General features: G+C 70.9%; 17 protein-coding genes. 5 read left to right on the forward strand and 12 right to left on the reverse strand.

The window, feature by feature from the left end:
• Positions 1–19: 19 nt before the first annotated feature.
• The 5 genes from I003_RS0108565 to I003_RS0108585 all read right to left on the reverse strand — a co-directional run bounded on the left by I003_RS0108565 (position 20) and on the right by I003_RS0108585 (position 6,109).
• On the reverse strand, positions 20–1,306 hold the full coding sequence (locus I003_RS0108565; protein WP_027771149.1) for a geranylgeranyl reductase family protein: 1,287 nt from the start codon (positions 1,304–1,306) through the stop codon (positions 20–22).
• An 80-nt stretch (positions 1,307–1,386) separates the two neighbouring features.
• Positions 1,387–2,082, reverse strand: coding sequence for a demethylmenaquinone methyltransferase (locus I003_RS0108570; protein WP_027771150.1), 696 nt, complete (start codon positions 2,080–2,082; stop codon positions 1,387–1,389).
• Positions 2,079–3,275, reverse strand: a complete 1,197-nt coding sequence (mqnC, locus tag I003_RS0108575; RefSeq protein WP_027771151.1) for a cyclic dehypoxanthinyl futalosine synthase — start codon at positions 3,273–3,275, stop codon at positions 2,079–2,081. Before mqnC ends, I003_RS0108570 begins: the two co-directional genes overlap by 4 nt.
• Positions 3,276–3,370: 95 nt before the next feature.
• Entirely contained in the window at positions 3,371–5,164 is a 1,794-nt protein-coding gene (locus I003_RS0108580; RefSeq protein ID WP_027771152.1) for a protein kinase domain-containing protein, read from the reverse strand.
• A 63-nt stretch (positions 5,165–5,227) separates the two neighbouring features.
• On the reverse strand, positions 5,228–6,109 hold the full coding sequence (locus tag I003_RS0108585; protein WP_027771153.1) for a menaquinone biosynthesis protein: 882 nt from the start codon (positions 6,107–6,109) through the stop codon (positions 5,228–5,230).
• Positions 6,110–6,337: 228 nt separating this feature from the next.
• Here I003_RS0108585 and I003_RS0108590 point away from each other — a divergent pair, with 228 nt between their 5' ends.
• A complete protein-coding gene (locus I003_RS0108590) occupies positions 6,338–6,541 on the forward strand; it encodes a cold-shock protein (protein WP_018840208.1) in 204 nt (67 codons plus the stop codon).
• A gap of 93 nt (positions 6,542–6,634) precedes the next feature.
• Positions 6,635–7,603: a phosphotransferase gene (locus I003_RS0108595; RefSeq protein ID WP_078563825.1), complete on the forward strand. Its 969-nt coding sequence runs from the start codon at positions 6,635–6,637 to the stop codon at positions 7,601–7,603.
• A gap of 128 nt (positions 7,604–7,731) precedes the next feature.
• On the opposite strand, the gene I003_RS0108600 is transcribed toward I003_RS0108595, so the two are convergent.
• The 3 genes from I003_RS0108600 to I003_RS0108610 form a co-directional block, all read right to left on the reverse strand.
• Positions 7,732–9,708 (reverse strand): AMP-dependent synthetase/ligase, encoded by a 1,977-nt coding sequence (locus tag I003_RS0108600; RefSeq protein WP_078563839.1) that lies wholly within the window; start codon positions 9,706–9,708, stop codon positions 7,732–7,734.
• A gap of 202 nt (positions 9,709–9,910) precedes the next feature.
• Entirely contained in the window at positions 9,911–10,336 is a 426-nt protein-coding gene (locus I003_RS0108605; RefSeq protein ID WP_027771156.1) for a hypothetical protein, read from the reverse strand.
• A 78-nt stretch (positions 10,337–10,414) separates the two neighbouring features.
• Entirely contained in the window at positions 10,415–10,885 is a 471-nt protein-coding gene (locus tag I003_RS0108610; protein WP_027771157.1) for a GNAT family N-acetyltransferase, read from the reverse strand.
• Between the two features lie 199 nt (positions 10,886–11,084).
• Between I003_RS0108610 and I003_RS0108615 the strand changes: the two genes are divergently transcribed.
• The 3 genes from I003_RS0108615 (at position 11,085) to I003_RS0108625 (ending at position 13,450) form a co-directional block, all read left to right on the forward strand.
• A complete protein-coding gene (locus I003_RS0108615) occupies positions 11,085–12,053 on the forward strand; it encodes a hypothetical protein (RefSeq protein ID WP_027771158.1) in 969 nt (322 codons plus the stop codon).
• Between the two features lie 202 nt (positions 12,054–12,255).
• The gene (locus tag I003_RS0108620; protein ID WP_158688947.1) at positions 12,256–12,981 is read left to right on the forward strand and encodes a hypothetical protein; all 726 of its coding nucleotides are present in this window, start codon (positions 12,256–12,258) and stop codon (positions 12,979–12,981) included.
• Between the two features lie 241 nt (positions 12,982–13,222).
• On the forward strand, positions 13,223–13,450 hold the full coding sequence (locus I003_RS0108625; protein ID WP_027771160.1) for a hypothetical protein: 228 nt from the start codon (positions 13,223–13,225) through the stop codon (positions 13,448–13,450).
• 1,076 nt (positions 13,451–14,526) lie between these two features.
• On the opposite strand, the gene I003_RS36780 is transcribed toward I003_RS0108625, so the two are convergent.
• The 4 genes from I003_RS36780 to I003_RS0108645 all read right to left on the reverse strand — a co-directional run bounded on the left by I003_RS36780 (position 14,527) and on the right by I003_RS0108645 (position 17,852).
• Positions 14,527–14,655: a hypothetical protein gene (locus tag I003_RS36780; RefSeq protein WP_486584140.1), complete on the reverse strand. Its 129-nt coding sequence runs from the start codon at positions 14,653–14,655 to the stop codon at positions 14,527–14,529.
• Positions 14,656–14,787: 132 nt separating this feature from the next.
• Complete coding sequence (locus I003_RS35950) at positions 14,788–15,561, reverse strand: hypothetical protein (RefSeq protein ID WP_158688948.1); 774 nt, start codon at positions 15,559–15,561, stop codon at positions 14,788–14,790.
• A 326-nt stretch (positions 15,562–15,887) separates the two neighbouring features.
• Positions 15,888–17,249: a dicarboxylate/amino acid:cation symporter gene (locus I003_RS0108640; protein ID WP_027771162.1), complete on the reverse strand. Its 1,362-nt coding sequence runs from the start codon at positions 17,247–17,249 to the stop codon at positions 15,888–15,890.
• 291 nt (positions 17,250–17,540) lie between these two features.
• Positions 17,541–17,852, reverse strand: a complete 312-nt coding sequence (locus I003_RS0108645) for a DUF4229 domain-containing protein (RefSeq protein ID WP_027771163.1) — start codon at positions 17,850–17,852, stop codon at positions 17,541–17,543.
• Between the last annotated feature and the right edge of the window lie 89 nt (positions 17,853–17,941).

Here is a 17,941-nt window from a genome sequence, read left to right on the forward strand (position 1 = left end):
TGCGCGTGTGCGCGCATTCTCAAGCTCGCGGGGCGACCTTCGTCAGGCCGTTGATGATGCGGTCCATGGCGTCGCCGCCCTGGGGGTCCGTGAGGTTCGCCAGCAGCTTGAGGGTGAAGCGCATCAGGACCGGGTGGGTGAGGCCGCGTTCGGTGGCGAGCTTCATGACCTTCGGGTTGCCGATGAGGCGGACGAAGGCGCGGCCGAGCTGGTAGTAGCCGCCGTAGGTGTCCTTGAGGACCTTCGGGTAGCGCTTGAGGGCCAGCTCGCGCTGGCCGTACGTCGCGCGGCCCTGGGCCTGGACGACGAGGTCCGCGACGATCTGGCCGGACTCCATCGCGTACGCGATGCCCTCGCCGTTGAACGGGTTGACCATGCCGCCGGCGTCGCCGACGAGGAGCAGGCCGCGGTCGTAGTGCGGCTGGCGGTTGAAGGCCATGGGGAGGGCGGCGCCGCGGATGGGGCCGGTCATGTTGTCCGGGGTGTAGCCCCACTCCTCCGGCATCGAGGCGCACCACGCCTTGAGCACGTCCCGCCAGTCCAGCTCCTTGAAGGCGGCGGAGGAGTTGAGGATGCCGAGGCCGACGTTGGACGTGCCGTCGCCCATGCCGAACACCCAGCCGTACCCGGGCAGCAGGCGGTCCACCGGGCCGCGCGTGTCCCACAGCTCCAGCCAGGACTCCAGATAGTCGTCCTCGTGCCGCGGGGAGGTGAAGTACGTCCGCACGGCCACGCCCATCGGGCGCTTCTCGTTGCGGTGGAGGCCCATGGCCAGGGAGAGCCGGGAGGAGTTGCCGTCGGCGGCGATGACCAGCGGGGCGTGGAAGGTGACGGGCGTCTTCTCCTCGCCGAGCTTGGCGTGGACGCCCGTGATCCGGCCCGTGCGCTCGTCGATGACCGGCTGTCCGACGTTGCACCGCTCGTACAGCCGGGCGCCCGCCTTCTGGGCCTGCTGGGCGAGCTGCTGGTCGAAGTCGTCGCGCTTGCGGACCAGCCCGTAGTCCGGGTAGGCGGCCAGGTCCGGCCAGTCGAGCTGGAGCCTGTTGCCCCCGGCGATGATGCGCAGGCCCTTGTTCCGCAGCCAGCCGGCCTCTTCCGAGACGTCGATGCCCATGGCGAGGAGCTGCTTCGTCGCCCGCGGGGTGAGCCCGTCGCCGCAGACCTTCTCGCGGGGGAACGCGGTCTTCTCCAGAAGCAGGACGTCGAGCCCGGCCTTGGCGAGGTAGTACGCGGTCGTCGAGCCGCCCGGCCCGGCCCCGACGACGATCACATCGGCGGTGCGGGTGGACTCAGAGGCGTCGGTCACGGCGGCTCCCAGGTAAAGCGGGTCGTTCCCCGCATTCTAAGTGCCGCCCCCGACACCGCCGCGTCCGCCCCGCGGAAGCCTCAGCTCGGTGCGTATGCGCGGTGGAGGGCGACGATTCCGCCGCTGAGGTTGCGCCAGGCCGGGCGGGTCCAGCCCGCGGCGGCGAGCCGGCCGGCCAGGGCCGGCTGGTCCGGCCAGGCGCGGATGGACTCCGCGAGGTAGACGTACGCGTCCGGGCTGCTGCTCACCCGCTCCGCGATCGGCGGCAGCGCGCGCATCAGGTACTCCGTGTAGACGGTCCGGAAGGGCGCCCACGTCGGGTGTGAGAACTCGCAGATCACCAGCCGGCCGCCCGGCCGGGTCACCCGCCGCATCTCCCGCAGCGCCGCGGCCGTCTGCTGGATGTTGCGCAGCCCGAAGGAGATCGTCACCGCGTCGAAGACGCCGTCCGCGAACGGCAGCCGCGTCGCGTCCCCCGCCGTCAGCGGCAGCCGCGGGTGGCGCCGCTTGCCCTCGCGCAGCATCCCCAGCGAGAAGTCGCACGGCACCACGTACGCGCCGGCCGCCGTGAACGGCAGCGACGACGTGCCCGTACCCGCCGCCAGGTCCAGCACCCGCTGCCCCGGCCGGGCGTCGACCGCGCGGGCGACCGCCCTGCGCCACAGCCGGGCCTGGCCGAGGGAGAGGACGTCGTTGGTGAGGTCGTAGTTCGCGGCGACGTCGTCGAACATCGCCGCCACCTCGTGCGGCTGCTTCTCCAGGGTCGCGCGCGTCACCGGTCGGCCTCCACCAGCGTCAGTTCCGGGTGCGCCGTCCCGCCCTCGATGGCGGTGGACGACAGGTGCGAGACGACACGGTCGTCCACGGGGTCGTGCGCCGGGTCGTCGTGCACCACAAGATGCTCATATGTGGTCGCACGCTGCGCGGGCACCCTGTCGGCGCCGCGGATCATCTCGATGATCTCGCGCAGGTTCGAGCGGTGCCGCGCCCCGGCGGAGGAGACCACGTTCTCCTCCAGCATCACCGAGCCGAGGTCGTCCGCGCCGTAGTGCAGCGTCAACTGGCCGGCGTCCTTGCCGGTGGTCAGCCAGGAGCCCTGGATGTGCGCGACGTTGTCGAGGAAGATCCGCGCGATGGCGATCATCCGCAGATACTCCAGCGTGGTCGCCTGGGTACGGCCCTTCAGCTTGTTGTTCTCCGGCTGGTAGGTGTACGGGATGAACGCCCGGAACCCGCCGGTACGGTCCTGGACGTCCCGGATCATCCGCAGGTGCTCGATCCGCTCCGCGTTCGTCTCGCCCGTGCCCATCAGCATCGTGGACGTCGACTCCACGCCCAGGCCGTGCGCCGTCTCCATGATCTCCAGCCACCGCTCGCCGCTCTCCTTCAGCGGCGCGATGGCCTGCCGCGGCCGGGCCGGCAGCAGCTCGGCGCCGGCACCCGCGAAGGAGTCCAGCCCGGCGGCGTGGATGCGGCGGATGGCGTCCTCGGCGGTGGTGCCCGAGATACGGGCCATGTGCTCGACCTCGGAGGCGCCGAGGGAGTGGATGACGAGCTGCGGGTACGCCTTCTTGATCGCGGAGAAGTGCTCTTCGTAGTACTCCACGCCGAAGTCGGGGTGGTGGCCGCCCTGGAACATGATCTGCGTGCCGCCGAGCCGCACGGTCTCCTCGCAGCGGCGCAGGATGTCGTCCAGGCCGCGGATCCAGCCCTTGTCCTTGGCGGTGGGCGGGGCGTAGAAGGCGCAGAACTTGCAGGCGGTGACGCAGACGTTGGTGTAGTTGATGTTCCGCTCGATGATGTACGTCGCGATGTGCTCGGTCCCGGCGTAGCGCCGGCGGCGTACGGCGTCGGCGGCGGCGCCCAGCGCATGCAGCGGGGCGGAGCGGTACAGGTCGAGGGCCTCGCCGGGGGTCACGCGGCCCCCCGCGGCGGCGCGGTCCAGGACTGCCTGCAGATCGGTGGTCACGGTGACCGGCCCCTTCCGCGAGTGGTGCGTACGAGCGGACCCCAGCCTACGCGGAGCAGGTCACCGACTCCGGCGCAGGGGGAGGGCCCGGTCCCTCAACGGCCGCCCTTCGTCAGCGTCGAACGCGGGTTGCCCGCGGCGTCGGCGTCGGAGCGGTACTCGACGGTCGCGCCGCCCTTGTGGGTCAGCGTCACCGTCGACGTGCCGGGCGCACAGACGCCCTCGGTGCTCTTCCGCTCCGGGTCGTCCACCTCGTGGAGGGTGAGGGTGGTGCCGGTCGCGGCGGTGAGCTTGGCGCGGCTGTAGCAGTGCGCGACGTCGTAGACGGAGTAGTCGAAGTACGCGACGTACTCGCCCTTCTTCCCGGCCTCGATCTCCACACTGACGTCACCGTTGGGCACGCCGTTGTCCTGGAGGATCTCGCCCTTCCAGTCGCCGACGAACTCCTCCGGTACCGCGTCGGCCTCCTTCCCCGTCGGTTCCGGGGACGGGCTCTCGGTGGTCGCGCCGGAGTCGCCGCCGGTGCCGCTGCCGCCGGAGTCGTCCTCGCCGCTGCCGCCGGTGGCGCCGCCGGTGGCGTCCCCGGCCTGCGGGCTGTCCCCGCCGCCGTCCAGGAGGCCGGGGACGAAGAACAGGCCGAGCGTCAGCGCCGCCAGGGCGCCGGCGACGGAGAGCACCAGGGTGCAACTGAACCGGCGCGAGCGCAGGCCGACCTCCGCGCGCCGTTCCGGGGCCGTCGCCGCCACTGCCCCGAGCGCGCCGGCCCCGGCGCCAGGTGCGCCGGCGGGCGTCGGGCCGCCGGGCGGCGTCGGGGCACCGGGCGGCGTCGGGTGGCCCGGCGCGCCCGCAGCGTCCATGCCCGAGGTCCCCGCCGCCGGTGTCTCCAGCACCGGCGGCGGCCCGAACGCCCCCGGCCCGTACTCCGCCTGCTGCAGCGGCACCGGCCCCGACGGCAGCCCGTCGTCCCGGCGCTCCGGCCCCGCCGCCGGCTGCGCCTCCATCGCCAGCAGCTCCACCGCGCGCCTGCTGATCTGCTCGGTGACCGGCGGCGGCAGCCATCCGGGCCGTACGAGATGCGCCGCCTCACCGCCCGCCGTCAGCCCGCGCACCAGCTCCGCCGGCTCCGGCCGCGCCGCGGGGTCCTTCGACAGGCACGCGAGCGCCAGATCCCGCAGCTCGCCCGTCATGCCGTGCAGTTGCGGCTCCTCGTGCACCACCAGGTACAGCAGCGTGGGGGCGCTGTCCCCGGGGAACGGGGACTGCCCGGTGGCCGCGAAGACGAGTACGGCGCCGAGGCTGAAGACGTCGCCGGCGCCGGTGACGGGCCGGCCGAGGATCTGCTCGGGCGACATGTAACCGGGCGAGCCGATCGAGGCGCCGGAGGCGGTCAGCGAGGTAGTGCCGTCGGTGGCGCGGGCGATACCGAAGTCGATGAGCCGGGGACCGTCGAGGGTCAGCAGGACGTTGGAGGGCTTCACGTCACGGTGCACGAGCCCGAGCCCGTGCACCGCCGCCAGCGCCTCGGCGAGCCCCGCGCCCATGGGCCGCAGGGTCTCCTCGCTCAGCGGCCCGTGCTCGGCCACGGCGTCGCTGAGGCTGGGCCCGGCGACGTACCCGGTGGCGACCCACGGCACGTCGTCGTCGGGACCGGCGTCGAGCACCGGCGCGGTCCACGCGCCGCCGACGCGGCGCGCGGCCTCGACCTCGCGGCGGAACCGGGTGCGGAACTCGTCGTCGTGCGCGAAGTGCGGGTGGACGACCTTGACGGCCACGGTGGCGCCGCCCGGGCTGCGGCCCAGGAAGACCCGGCCCATGCCGCCGGAGCCGAGCCTGCCGAGCACCCGGTACGGCCCGACGGCCTCGGGATCACCGCTCTGAACTGGCTGCATGGACTCCCCCCGGACCCGCCTCGCCTGCGGTTCTCTCGTACGCCCCCTGGAGCGAACCCCAGCTTAGGCGGACCCGGCCGGGGACGGCCCTGCCGCCGGCAGCAGCCGCACCCGCGCCTCGTCCGGGAAGCCGGCCCGGCGGGCGAACTCGTCGATGCCCTCCAACTGCCGGTCGCCCAGCCTGAAGTCCAGGGTGCGGAAGTACCGTTCGAGCAGCGGCGGGTCGAACGACTCCCACCGCGCCGCCTGCTCCGCGACCTTGTCGACCTCCGCCAGCGACAGGTCGCGGGAGTCGAGGAACGCGCGGTGCACGTTCGCCACCAGCTCGGGCTCGCGCGCCAGGAAGTCGCGGCGTACGGCCCACACGGCGAAGACGAACGGCAGCCCGGTCCACTCCTTCCACATCTGCCCGAGGTCGTGGACGTGCAGCCCCAGCCGCGGGGCGTCGTGCAGCGAGGCGCGCAGGGCGGCGTCCCCGATGAGCACGCCGGCCTGCGCCTCGCGCATCATCAGGGAGAGATCGGGCGGGCACGAGTAGTAGTCGGGCGCGATGGCGTACTGCTCGTCGATCAGGAGCTCGGCCAGGCGCACGGAGGTGCGGGAGGTGGAACCGAGCGCCACGCGCTCCCGGTCCAGATCCGCCAGCGGCCGCTGCGAGACGATCACGCAGGACATCACGGGTCCGTCGCAGCCGACGGCGATGTCGGACAGGGCGACGAGGTCGTCGGCGTGTCGCAGGTACTCCACGAGGGTGACGGGGGCGATGTCCAGCTCCCCGTCGATGAGCTGCTCGCTGAGCCGTTCCGGGGTGTCCTTCGAAAGCTCCAGGTCGAGCAGGCTGCCCGTACGGGCGAGGCCCCAGTAGAGGGGAACGCAGTTCAGGAACTGGATGTGGCCGACTCGTGGCCGGCGCCTAGCTCCCGCGTCAGGAGGTGGTGCTGTCACGGGTCCGAGGCTAGACCCAGCCCTTACCGCACGCGGGTGCGGGGGCTCACCGGAGCGTGATCCTTTCCCTACCGGGGCGGGCTCGCGCGTGCTAGGCTCAAGCGCAAGTTGCAGTTTGGTTTCCTTGCAGTACCGTGCCTGCGGAGATTCTGACGCCGCGGGCATGTGTCGTTTTCAGGCTTCTTCGAGGCTCTGGGGCAGGGCGACCCTTTGGCCCAAGGAGGGCTCATGGCTACCGGAACCGTCAAGTGGTTCAACGCTGAAAAGGGCTTCGGCTTCATCGCCCAGGACGGCGGCGGTCCCGATGTCTTCGTCCACTACACCGCTATCAACGCCCAAGGCTTCCGCTCGCTCGAGGAGAACCAGCAGGTGACCTTCGACGTGCAGCAGGGCCCGAAGGGTCCGCAGGCGGCGAACGTCTCCCCGTCGTGACGCACGCCCCAGGCTGACCTGAGGAACCCCCGCCCTCCCGGCGGGGGTTCTCTCATGTCCGGGTGCCGGCGGGGGCGGATACGGTGGCGCCGTATGAGCGACGCGGAGACGGGCACCGGGCCCGGGCACGAGACGGGGGCGGACGCCGCCCACCCCGAGATCACCGCCGAGCTGATCCGCGACCTGCTGCGCGACCAGCACCCCGACCTCGCCGACCGCCCCCTCGGCCTCGCCGCCCGCGGCTGGGACAACCAGCTCTGGCGGCTCGGCGACGACCTCGCCGTACGGCTCCCGTGGGCGACGGAGTCCGCCGACGAACTGCTCCGCAAGGAGCACACCTGGCTCCCCGGCCTGGCCCCGCTCCTGCCGCTGCCCGTGCCCGTCCCGCAGCGCCTCGGCGAGCCCTCCGCGCGCTTCGGGCGCCCCTGGATCGTCACCACCTGGGTCCCCGGCACGCCCGCCGACCGCGCCCCGGTCACCCGCGGCCCGGCCGCGGCCGACGCCCTGGCGGCGTTCCTGACCGCGCTGCACCGGCCCGCCCCCGGTGGTGCCCCCGCCGGGCGGGGACGCGGCGGGCCGCTGACCGAGGCGACCGGGTGGTTCGAGCAGCAGCTCGCCGAGGCGGCCGGGCTGGGGCTCGTCGCCGACGCGGATGCCGTACGGGCCGTCTGGGACGACGCCGTCGCCGCCCCGGCATGGGCGGGACCGGCGCTGTGGCTGCACGGCGACCTGCACCCGGCGAACGTCCTCACCGCCGACGGCACCCTCTGCGGCGTCATCGACTTCGGCGACCTGTGCCGCGGCGACCCCGCCCTCGACCTCGCCTCCACGTGGATCCTGCTCCCCGACGAGGCCGCCGCAGACCGCTTCTACGCCGCGTACGGGCCGTCCGTCGACGCGGCGACGCTGCGCCGCGCCCGCGGCATAGCGGTGGTGCGGGCGCTGGCCGGGCTGCTCATCGGAGAGGCGGGCGTACAGGGCCGGGCGGGCGGCAAGGCGACGTGGGGCCCGCCGGCGAAGGCGTCGCTGCGCCGGCTGCTGGCGGCAGCGGAACGGCGGTAGCACGCCGGGCCGCTGCGTGGCGGGCTCCCGGGCCGGCGGCACCCGGAGCGCGCGGTGCCGGCCCGCGCGCCGGCACCCGGCCCGTACCCGCTCCCGTTCCCCGGGGGCGGGCGGGCGCCCGCCCCCGGTCAGTCCTCGGCCGTGTACAGCTCGTCGATGACCTGCCCGAAGTCCCGTACGATCGCCGACCGCCTCAGCTTCATCGACGGCGTCAGGTACCCGCCTTCCTCCGTGAAGTCCGCCGACAGCAGCGCGAACCGGCGTATCGACTCCGCGCGCGAGACCAGCTCGTTCGCCGAGTCCACCGCCCGCTGCAGATCCGCGCGGAGCAGCGGGTCGCGCACGAGGTCCGGCGCCGGTACGTACTCGCGCTTGCGCATCATCCGCCAGTGCTGCAGCCCCTCGGGGTCGAGGGTGAGGAGGGCCGCGACGTACGGGCGGTTGTCGCCGACGACCAGGCACTGGCTGATCAGCGGGTGCGCCCGGAGCCGGTCCTCCAGGGGCGCGGGCGCGAGGTTCTTGCCGGAGGCCGTGACGATGAGGTCCTTCTTGCGGCCGGTGATCGTCAGGTAGCCGTCGGCGTCCAGCTCGCCGATGTCGCCGGTGGCGAACCAGCCGTCGTCGGTGTCGAGCCGGGTGACGCCGGCCTCGGCGTCCCAGTAGCCGGAGAAGAGGTTCCCGCCGCGCACCAGCACCTCGCCGTCGTGCGCGATGCGAATCCCGGTGCCCGGCAGCGGCCAGCCGACGGTGCCGAAACGGGGCTTCAGCGGCGGGGTGACGGTGGTGGCGGCGGTGGTCTCGGTGAGCCCGTACCCCTCGAAGACCTTGACGTCGGCGCCCGCGTAGAAGGCGGCGAGGCGGCGGCCGAGCGGGGAGCCGCCGCAGATCGCGTACTTGACGCGACCGCCGAGGGCGGCCCGGATGCGGCGGTAGACGAGCGCGTCGTACAGCTTGCGCAGGGCGCGCAGCCCGGCCCCGGGGCCCGGCCCCTCGCCGTGCAGCTCGGCCTCCAGGGCCTCGGCGTAGCGGACGGCGACCTTCGCGGCGCGGTCGAAGGAGGCGGCGCGGCCGATGCCTTCGGCGGTGGCGCGGCCGGTGTTGTAGACCTTTTCGAGGACGTAGGGGATGCCGACGAAGAACGTCGGGCGAAAGCCGGCGAGGTCGCGCAGCAGGTCCTCGGTCTTGATGCTGGGCGCGTGCCCGAGTTTGACGCGGGCGCGGAGGCAGCCGATCGCGGTCATACGGCCGAGGACGTGGGAGAGGGGAAGGAAGAGGAGGGTGGACGGGGGGTCTTCGATGACGGCGGTGAAGAGGGGATAGAGCAGCTCGATGGCGTTGTCGACCTCGGCGAGGAAGTTGCCGTGGGTGAGGACGCAGCCCTTGGGCAGGCCGGTGGTGCCCGAGGTGTAGATGACGGTGGCGACGCTGCCGGGGCCCAGGCCGGCGCGGCGCTGGCGCACGAGGGTGTCGGGGACGTCCCGGCCGGCGGCGGCGAGCTGGCCGAGGATGCCGGTGTCGAGCTGCCAGAGGTGGGCGAGGTGCGGCAGGTCCTGGCGCCGGCCGCTGATCAGCCGGGCCTGGTCGACGCTCTCGACCGCGCAGGCGATCGAGCCGGAGTCGTGCAGGATGTGGCGGGCCTGGATGGCGGAGGACGTGGGGTAGACGGGCACGGTGATCAGGCCCGCGGCCCAGGCGGCGAAGTCCAGCAGCGTCCACTCGTACGTCGTACGCGACATGATCGCGATCCGGTCGCCGGGGCGCAGCCCATGGACGATGAGGCCCTTGGCGACGGCGAGGACGTGCTCGGCGAACTCGGCGGCGGTGACGTCTTCCCAGGTCCCGTCGGCACGCGGGCGGGCGAGCACGGGGTCGCCGGGGGCGTGAGCGGCGTTGTCGAAGGGAATGTCGGCGAGGGAGCCCTGCCGGGCCTGCGGTGCGGCGGGCGGTACGACCGCCTCACGGACTCCGTGGGCGTCGGCGCGGACGGTGGGCGGCAGCAGCGCGGGGACGACGGTGCCGGGGCGGAGCCTGGAGTTGATCTCCTTCAGGTACTGCGACTGGGGAGGGGGCGGGGGGTGCTGCTGCGGTGGTGCGGAATGCGTCATGGGGGACTCCGTGACGTTCGCGTCGGCTTCGTACGACTCGCCGGGCGGCAACGGACGCCGCATTCTCGCGAACGCCGGGCCACCCCGCCAGAGGACGCCGCACCCGACGACCCCGGTTCCGCTTGCGCCGTCGGGGTCTGTGTCGGTGTCCGGGTCGGGGTCTGTGCCGGTGTCCGGGTCGGCGTCTGTGCCGGCCCCGCCGTCAGCGGACCACGGTGAAGGCCCGCTGCCACTCACCCGGCTCCGCGGGCCCCCCGCGCAGGGCACCGACGGCGACGGCGACGAGGGCGGAGCCGACGAAGGTCCCCATCAGGATCAGCGCGACCCCGACGGCGAAGAGCCCGCTCGCGTCGTCCGACCAGTCGTAGTACGAGGCGAAGGTCATCCCGGTGGTGGACCCGAGCACGGCGGGCACGAAGTGCCGTACGTACGCGACGACGACCACGGCGACCAGCAGCGTCAGCACCAACCCGCCGACCTGCCACGCCTCGTACGGCGAGTCGTCATACCCGGTCTCGTCGCGCCGCTGGTCCCACCCCAGCCACGCGGCCCAGGCCCCGGCGGCGGCGCCGGTCAGGAGAACGTACGAGAGGAGTCGGACCAGCAGAACCCGCAGCACACGAAGCATGCACCCCAGCTTCACGACCCCTCGCACCCCGCACCAGGGCGCACGTACTCACCCCCGCCTGAGTACGAACCCGGCCCCTCACTCCCCCACCGTCCGCCGGAATACCTGCCGCGAACCCCCCTCGGGCCCGTCCGGCGCCGCCTCGGCGGGCCTGAACCCCAGCCGCTCGTAGAAGACCCGCGCCCCGCCGGCGACGGCCCCCGGGTGATCGGCCCCGAACGTCACCACCTCCAGACACCCGGCCCCCCGCCCCCGTACGAACCGCCGCTCCGCCTCCGCCATGAGCGCCTGCCCGACGCCCTGCCCCCGCGCCCCCGCGGACACCACCAGCCAGTGCACCCGGAAAACGGGCGCCTCACCCCCGAACAGCAACCCCCCGACCACCCCGCCCCCGGTGACGGCGACGAGCGCGACCCCCCGCCGGATGTGCCCCAGCACGGCATCGTGGAACCCGGGCTCCTCGACCATGGGTCCGAACCACTGCTCAACCCCGGCCGCAAGCCCGAGAAAACCGGAGAAGTCCCGCTCCTGCGCCAGTCTGACGATCACCGCCGCACTCTGCCAGAACCCACCCGCACCACGTCCGGCGGCGGCGAAGCGCGAAGCGGTACTCACGGCGGGTGGACGCTCCAAACTGCCTGCCTCTACGCTGAGTTGACGTTGACGGGTGGCTCGGGAGGCTGGGTGAACCCGGGAAGAATCACTCCTCCGTCACGCATGCGGCCACCGGGCGGGGACGGGCAACTCCATGGCTGACCAGCGGGACGTCATCGCCGAAGTCCGGCGCCGGGTCTTGACGTACAACTGGCTCGTGCTCGTCGTCGGAGCGATCATCTTGTTCTTCTCGGCGAACCGCTCCGACGGCGAGATGCTCACCACCTCACTTGAGGTGGTCGGCACCGCGCTGGCATCGGCGGCGATCGTGAGCTTCATCTTCGGACAGATCACGATCCGCGACACGACGCTCCAGGTGAGACAAGCCGTCGATGACGCACTGCGGGAAGTCCTGGAGCCGGTTCGGGAGAATCTGTTCGCCGGCGCCCTGGCCCGCTACAGATGGGACTGCCACCTGGACGGGCTCCGCCCGGACGGATTTGCCGTGCAGGCGATGCGCGTTTCCTACCAGACCACCAATCTCCCCAAAGAGCTGCGGCTGATCTGCGTCTCCTCGCTCACGGACGAACCCTTCAGCGCATTCACCGATGACCCCAGATACATCTTCCGGTGGCAGGTCGACGCAGGGCTGAACCCGTCGGATCCCCGGTGCTTCCGTATCGACTGCCTGAAGGTCGACGGAGAGGAGCTCCCGTTGGCAGCTCCCCGCCAGACGGTCATCAGGGAATCTCCGGCCGTTGAGTACAGGTTTCCGTTGCTCGATTCCCAACGCCACCACGGAACGCACTCCATCGAGTTCTACGTGGCAGCCCAGAAATACCTGGGCACCGACCGGGAAATCCGCGTTCAAGCCTATACGTTCAGATCCATCCTCGATGCCGAGTACCGCCTCACCGTGGGCGCCGGCATCGGATCCGAGATCATCAATACCCAGACCGCCGGCATCAGCCGCATCGGGGCAGGCGGCCTGACACAGCACGGCCGCACCCACCCCGCAACCTTCCGCCAGGCCGCCGCCTACGCCATCTTCACGACACCGCTCCAGTCGGGCAGCAGTGTGGTCTTCACCATCGACCGGGGAAACCCCCGCACCTCGCCGTAAACACAGACGCCTCCACGCCGCGGCCCGGGCGTCGCGTTGGGTGCGGCTGCGGCGACCACGAGCGCGTGACGCCGCCGCCGTCGCCGAGAGCCGGGATAGGTCGGCGCGCTCACCTAGGGGCGTCACGGCCGGCGTGCGCCGAGGCTCTTCTGCGAACTCCGAGCCGGGTAGCTTGGGTTACCCGTGACGAGGAGATCGGATCATGACAGGAAGCTCCGAGGACGTCACTACTCGTGTGCAGGCCGCTGCTGCGCGTACCTCGACGGCCGGTTCGGCGCGGTTGTCGTATGGGTTGCATCTCGGTGGGCCAACACTCGAGGAGCGGGAGCAACTCGGTGAGGGCGTGGTCGATTTCACGGCCCGCGTGGCGCAGGTGTCCCAGTTGCTCTTACCCCCGCATGTCCTGGATGACCTGCAGAACGCGCCAGAGTCACTCACCAGACCGCACGAGATGCTCTACGACGGAGCGACCGAGTTGATACGTGCGGGTGATTCATGGTTCGCCTCCCCCGACGGTCACCGGGACGGCCCACGCGGCCACCACAATCCGCTCTGGCCACTGGATGCCCTGTTCGGTGCCGGTGAAGACATCATCGAGGCCGGTACGGACACCATCCGTGACGCCCTCACCACTCACTATCGGCTCACCATCGATATCGCGGCGGCGGACGAACTCCTGCCGGCGGGGATAGGAGTACCGGAAGGGCCACTCCGTCACCTGCGCGAGCTGCCGGCAGAGGTGTGGCTCGACGACGCGGGCCTGGCGCGCCGGATCGCGATCCAGAACGCCGCCGCCAATCGTCAGATCTGGAGGGTCACCGACTTTTGGGACTTCGGCGTCACGGTGGCGATCACCCCTCCCGACGCCGACCAGATCACGACCGCAGACGCAACCGAACTGCAGCGGATCCTCATGGGAGGAAGCTAGCCCTCACCATGTGAACAGACCGCGGTCACCCTCTTCGATCAGATGCCAGAAGGTGACCGGGGAGGCCATCGATCGAGAGCGGCTGTTCCAGGCCGCCACCAGCTCTTCTTGTCACGCGCGAGGGCCGGCGCCTGCCTGCGGGGCGACCAACCCCACGCGCACCGCGCACGACGCCTGCCGTACCCACGAACTGCGGGGCCGGCGGCGGTGCATAAGCGGACGCCCGCGCCGCGGTCGCGGGGTGCGGGCAGACCGGCTCGCCGCCGTCGCGGCGGCCGAAGGCATCTCCCTGCGCGCCTACTTGGCCCGCCTCGCCGAGAGCCTGCTCACCCCGGCCGAGCGCGCCGAACGGGCGGAGAAGGCCCGCGAGGCGCTCAAGGCACGGAACGGATACGCGCCCACCGCGGCCGGGCAGCAGAGCCTCGACAGCGAGCTGGACCGGCGCCTGGACCAGGTAACCGGTTCGTGACCGACCTGCACATCGTTCTGGAAGACACCGCGATAACAGCGGCCGGACAGGGCAACGTCCTCGCCTCCAGCCCTGCCGCACGATCGCGGCCAGAGGTCATGACCACGTGGAGGTCTACAGCACCGGCCGAGGCAGCAGAAGGGCACAACAGATCGACTCGACAGAGATTGTTTTAGTCGGCGCGGAGCTCGTCTGACGACCTCGCCAAGTCTTCAAACCGTCACAGGTCGGTTACCGAACTTCCTGCCCGCAACTATCGGGCTTCCCGCAGGGGCTTCTCCAACCTACCGTGATGTGCACAGGGCACCCAGCTTGGAGGTGAGGTCGTGGCCATCGTTGAGATCGCGGTAGCGCTCATCACGTCCGGCCCTGCTTACGCCATTACCTGGTGGACCATTCACAAGGAGCGGCGGGGCCGGGAAGCGACGACAAGCTCATCGTGCACCACTTGCACCTGGTGCGGAGGGCACGAAAACCCTCCGGACCAGGACGTGCAGGCCCGGCTGAGGACATGGGCCCTGGCAACTTGATCCGCTCGGTCTGGCCCGTGACGAAAAAGGGAATGGCCCGTGATCCTTTCGGATCGCGGGCCTTTTCCATGCCTCATCAAGGACGGACAGACGTCCAGGGCAGTCAATCGCGAGGGGACGTGAGATGACCGAGGCTTTATCACCTGGGCGACGACGAAGAGGCCGCCGAGCACCACGCCGGAACGTGCGACGCGGCCGAGACACAACCTGGGCGTAGGCCAGGCGAACCAGGGCGTTCTCGCCGAAGCGGATCAACTCCGCGCCTGTGCCGGTCAGGCCGGCGGACCGGCACACGGCAGCCCTCACCTGTGCCGCCCGTGGCGACGTGACCCCCTCCTCCGATGCCCGAGTGGCGTCTGGCCCCATGCGGGTATCAGGCCCCCCGGTCGCGCGCGATCAGCCGACACGCCCCTCCGGGGCGACCAACCCCACGCGCACCGCGCACGACACCGGCCGTGCCCAGGAGCCGCAGGGGGACGCGGGTGCACACGCGGACGCCCGCGCCCCGCGGGTGCGGGGGGCGGGCGTCCGCGTGGTGTGCGGCGGTCAGGCCGCTGTGGTGACCGGGGTCTTCTGGAGGGTGGGGGGTGTCGGGTCGGGGTCGTTGATGTCGAAGCTGGTGGCGTTGTCGTACATGCCGCGGTCCAGGATCTTCTCCTGTGACGCGACCAGCACCCGGGATCACGGCCTGGCCTGCAACGTTCGTGGGTGTCCAGTATCAGCAGCCCGTCCGGGAGTCGATCGGGCAAGGCCTCGATTAGGGAGGTGTTCGGCCCGGGTGTCCTGATCGGGCCGTGCCCGTTCCGTTCAGCGCCGCCAATGCCCGTCCCGACAGGTGTACGTTCGGCCATTCGCACGGCCGACCGCACCAGGAGTACCACAGAATCCGCCAGGGTGTACTTCCCCCACGTTCATATCCCCGTTGTCGCCGTTGTCCACATCGCTGCCTGTGCTGCCGCCGATCGCATCACTGACGTCATCGATGGGCAGCGGCTCCGGATCCTGTTCCGCCTCACGTTCCACCGCAGAGATCCGTACCCGGTAGCCACGGCCGTCGGTCTCGATCTCGCCCCAGCCCACAAGCTGCGCGCTCGTTTGCTCTTCTGCCCCCGGCTCCAGCATGCTCGCAGACGCTTCACCCGTCTTGATCACACCGTTTGAGGAGTCGAGGAGATGCACCGTCACTTCGTAGTCTGCTGCATTCTCGCCCTTGTTACGGATGAACACCGGCACCTGGGCCTCGTCTAACTTGCCGTTGCTCTCGAACCGGCACGTCAGCTTCCCCAGCGTGACATGCTCAACCGGGCCGGAAACCTCCGGCGCCGCCGGCGGTTCTCCGGACCCGTTGCACCGTGGCGGCTTACTCGTCGACGGTTCTGGGTCATGCGTCGCGGCAGGCGACGCGGGCGCAGGCGTGGGCCGGGCCGCGGCCGGGCCCGACTCCTCCGGCTCGGTCAGATTGCCGATGATGATCAGCGCAACGACGCCCACGACAATCCCGATCTTCGCCTTCAGTGACCGTCGAAGCCACCATCCGACCAAGCGACGCCACCAACTACCACCATTGCTGGGCTGGGACATACTTCGTTCCCCTCCAGTCCGGCACAAATAGTGCTATCTCGACATAACTCGCCGCATATTAGCCGAAATCAACACTGTGCGGAGCGGAACGGTCACTCCAAGTGCCCCAGGGAACAACAGATTCGCGGGCGCGCGACAGCGAGACGAATGCCCGCATCCCAGCCAGATGGGCATGCGGGCCTTGGTGCCATGTGGAGCAGGATCAGGCTACCTTCACCTGTCCCGTCAAACACGACTTCAGCCACAGCGAGGCGCGACGAGCCTCACGAGGGCGCACACGCGCAGACGCCCGCCCCCAAGGGCGGGCGTCTGGCCTGCGAGGAGCGTCAGACGGCGGCTGTGACCGGGACCTTCCGGTCGTCGGAGTCGAGCGAGTCCAGCGAGTCGATGTCAACGTCGTTGATGTCGAAGCTCGTTGCCGAGTTGTACTTGTCGCGGTCGAGGATTCCCTCCTGCGCGGCGACTATCAACGTGCATACTGATTGTCCAGCAACGTTCGTGGCCGTGCGGACCATGTCGAGGATCGGGTCGATCGCCAGCAGCAGGCCCACGCCCTCCAGGGGGAGGCCCAGGGTGGAGAGGGTCAGGGTGGTCATGATCGTGGCGCCCGTGAGGCCCGCGGTGGCGGCGGAGCCGATGACGGAGACGAAGGCGATCAGGATGTAGTCCTGGATGCCCAGGCTGACGTCGAAGATCTCGGCGATGAAGATGGCCGCCAGGGCCGGGTAGATCGCGGCGCAGCCGTCCATCTTCGTCGTCGCCCCGAAGGGGACCGCGAAGGAGGTGTACTCCTGCGGGACGCCGAGGCGCTCGGTGACCTTCTTGGTGACCGGCATGGTGCCGACCGAGGAGCGGGAGACGAAGGCGAGCTGGATCGCGGGCCAGGCGCCGCGGAAGAACTGCAGGGGGTTGACCTTGGCGACCGTGGCCAGCAGGAGCGGGTAGACGCCGAAGAGGACCAGGGCGCAGCCGATGTAGACGTCGGCGGTGAAGGTCGCGTACTTGCTGATCAGGTTCCAGCCGTAGTCGGCGATCGCGAAGCCGATGAGGCCCACGGTGCCGAGAGGGGCGAGGCGGATGACCCACCACAGGGCCTTCTGCAGCAGCTCCAGAATCGTTTCGCTGAGCGCGATGACCGGCTGGGCCTTTTCGCCGAGCTTCAGCGCGGCGATGCCCAGGGCGGCGGCCATGAAGACGATCTGCAGCACGTTCAGTTCGGTGAAGGGGGTGATGATGTCGGTCGGGATGATTCCGGTGAGGAAGTCGATCCACGAGCCGCTGTCCTCGGGGGCCGCGCCGTCCTTGGGGGACAGGTCCGTGCCGGCGCCGGGGTTGGTGATCAGGCCGATGGCCAGGCCGATGGCGACCGCGATCAGGGAGGTGGCGAAGAACCACAGCAGGGTACGGGTCGCGAGGCGGGCGGCGTTGTTGACGTTCCGCAGGTTGGTGATCGACACCAGGATGGCGAAGAACACCAGCGGGGCGACCGCCAGCTTGAGCAGTTGGACGAAGATGGTGCCGATCTGGTCCAGGGTGTCCTTCAGCCAGGCGACGTCGCCGGTGCGGGCGGCCCAGCCGAGGAGCACACCGAGGACGAGGCCGGCGAGGATCTGGGCCCAGAAGGGCACCGTGGGTATCCGGAAGCCGCTGCGCGGCTGCGCGGTGGGGGCGGGGGTGGATGTGGACACGGGCGTCTCCGTGACTGGGCGCGTCCGGCCTCGTCCGCACGGGGGCGGGGCGGGGGAAAGCGGGCGCGCGGCTGCTACTTGGGGAATGTGGTGCGTGAACCGGTCAGAGCGCGGGGACTAGCTGCCCTGACATGCCGCGGACAGGCAGCGGCACAGATCGACGTGCAGGCGCGCCACGAGCAGGGGGCTCGTGGGCATGCGAAGCGCAGCCACCGTCGTCGTCATGACGAGAAGACTAACACTCCGACTTTGGCATTCCCATAGTGCGGCTTTGGTGAGAGCCGTCACGCTCTACGCGGTGCCGCGTGCCTCGTCGTCCGCCTCGTCCTCGCGGCTGCGGTTCGCCGCCAGCCGCTCCTTCGACTTCTGCACCCGGTCCACGATCTGCTCCGACATCTCCTCCCGCTGCCTGCGCAGCAGGACCAGGCTCAGCGGCGCGGAGACGATGAGCGCCAGCAGCATGACCCACAGGTAGTTCGAGTCGCCCAGACCTGCCGGGAGCGCGCCGATCCGGACCAGGACGGCCAGGATCACGAACGAGGCGGCGAAGACGCCGAGGCGCATGGCGGTGTAGCGGACGGCGGGGTTCGGCTTGGGGGTCACGGCTGACAACTTCTCTCTGCTCTCTGCTCCGTCGGTCGGGGTGGTACGGCGTGCGGGGTGGTACGGCGTGCGGGGTGGTACGGCGTGCG

The sequence above is a fragment of the Streptomyces sp. CNQ329 genome, from assembly GCF_000482585.1.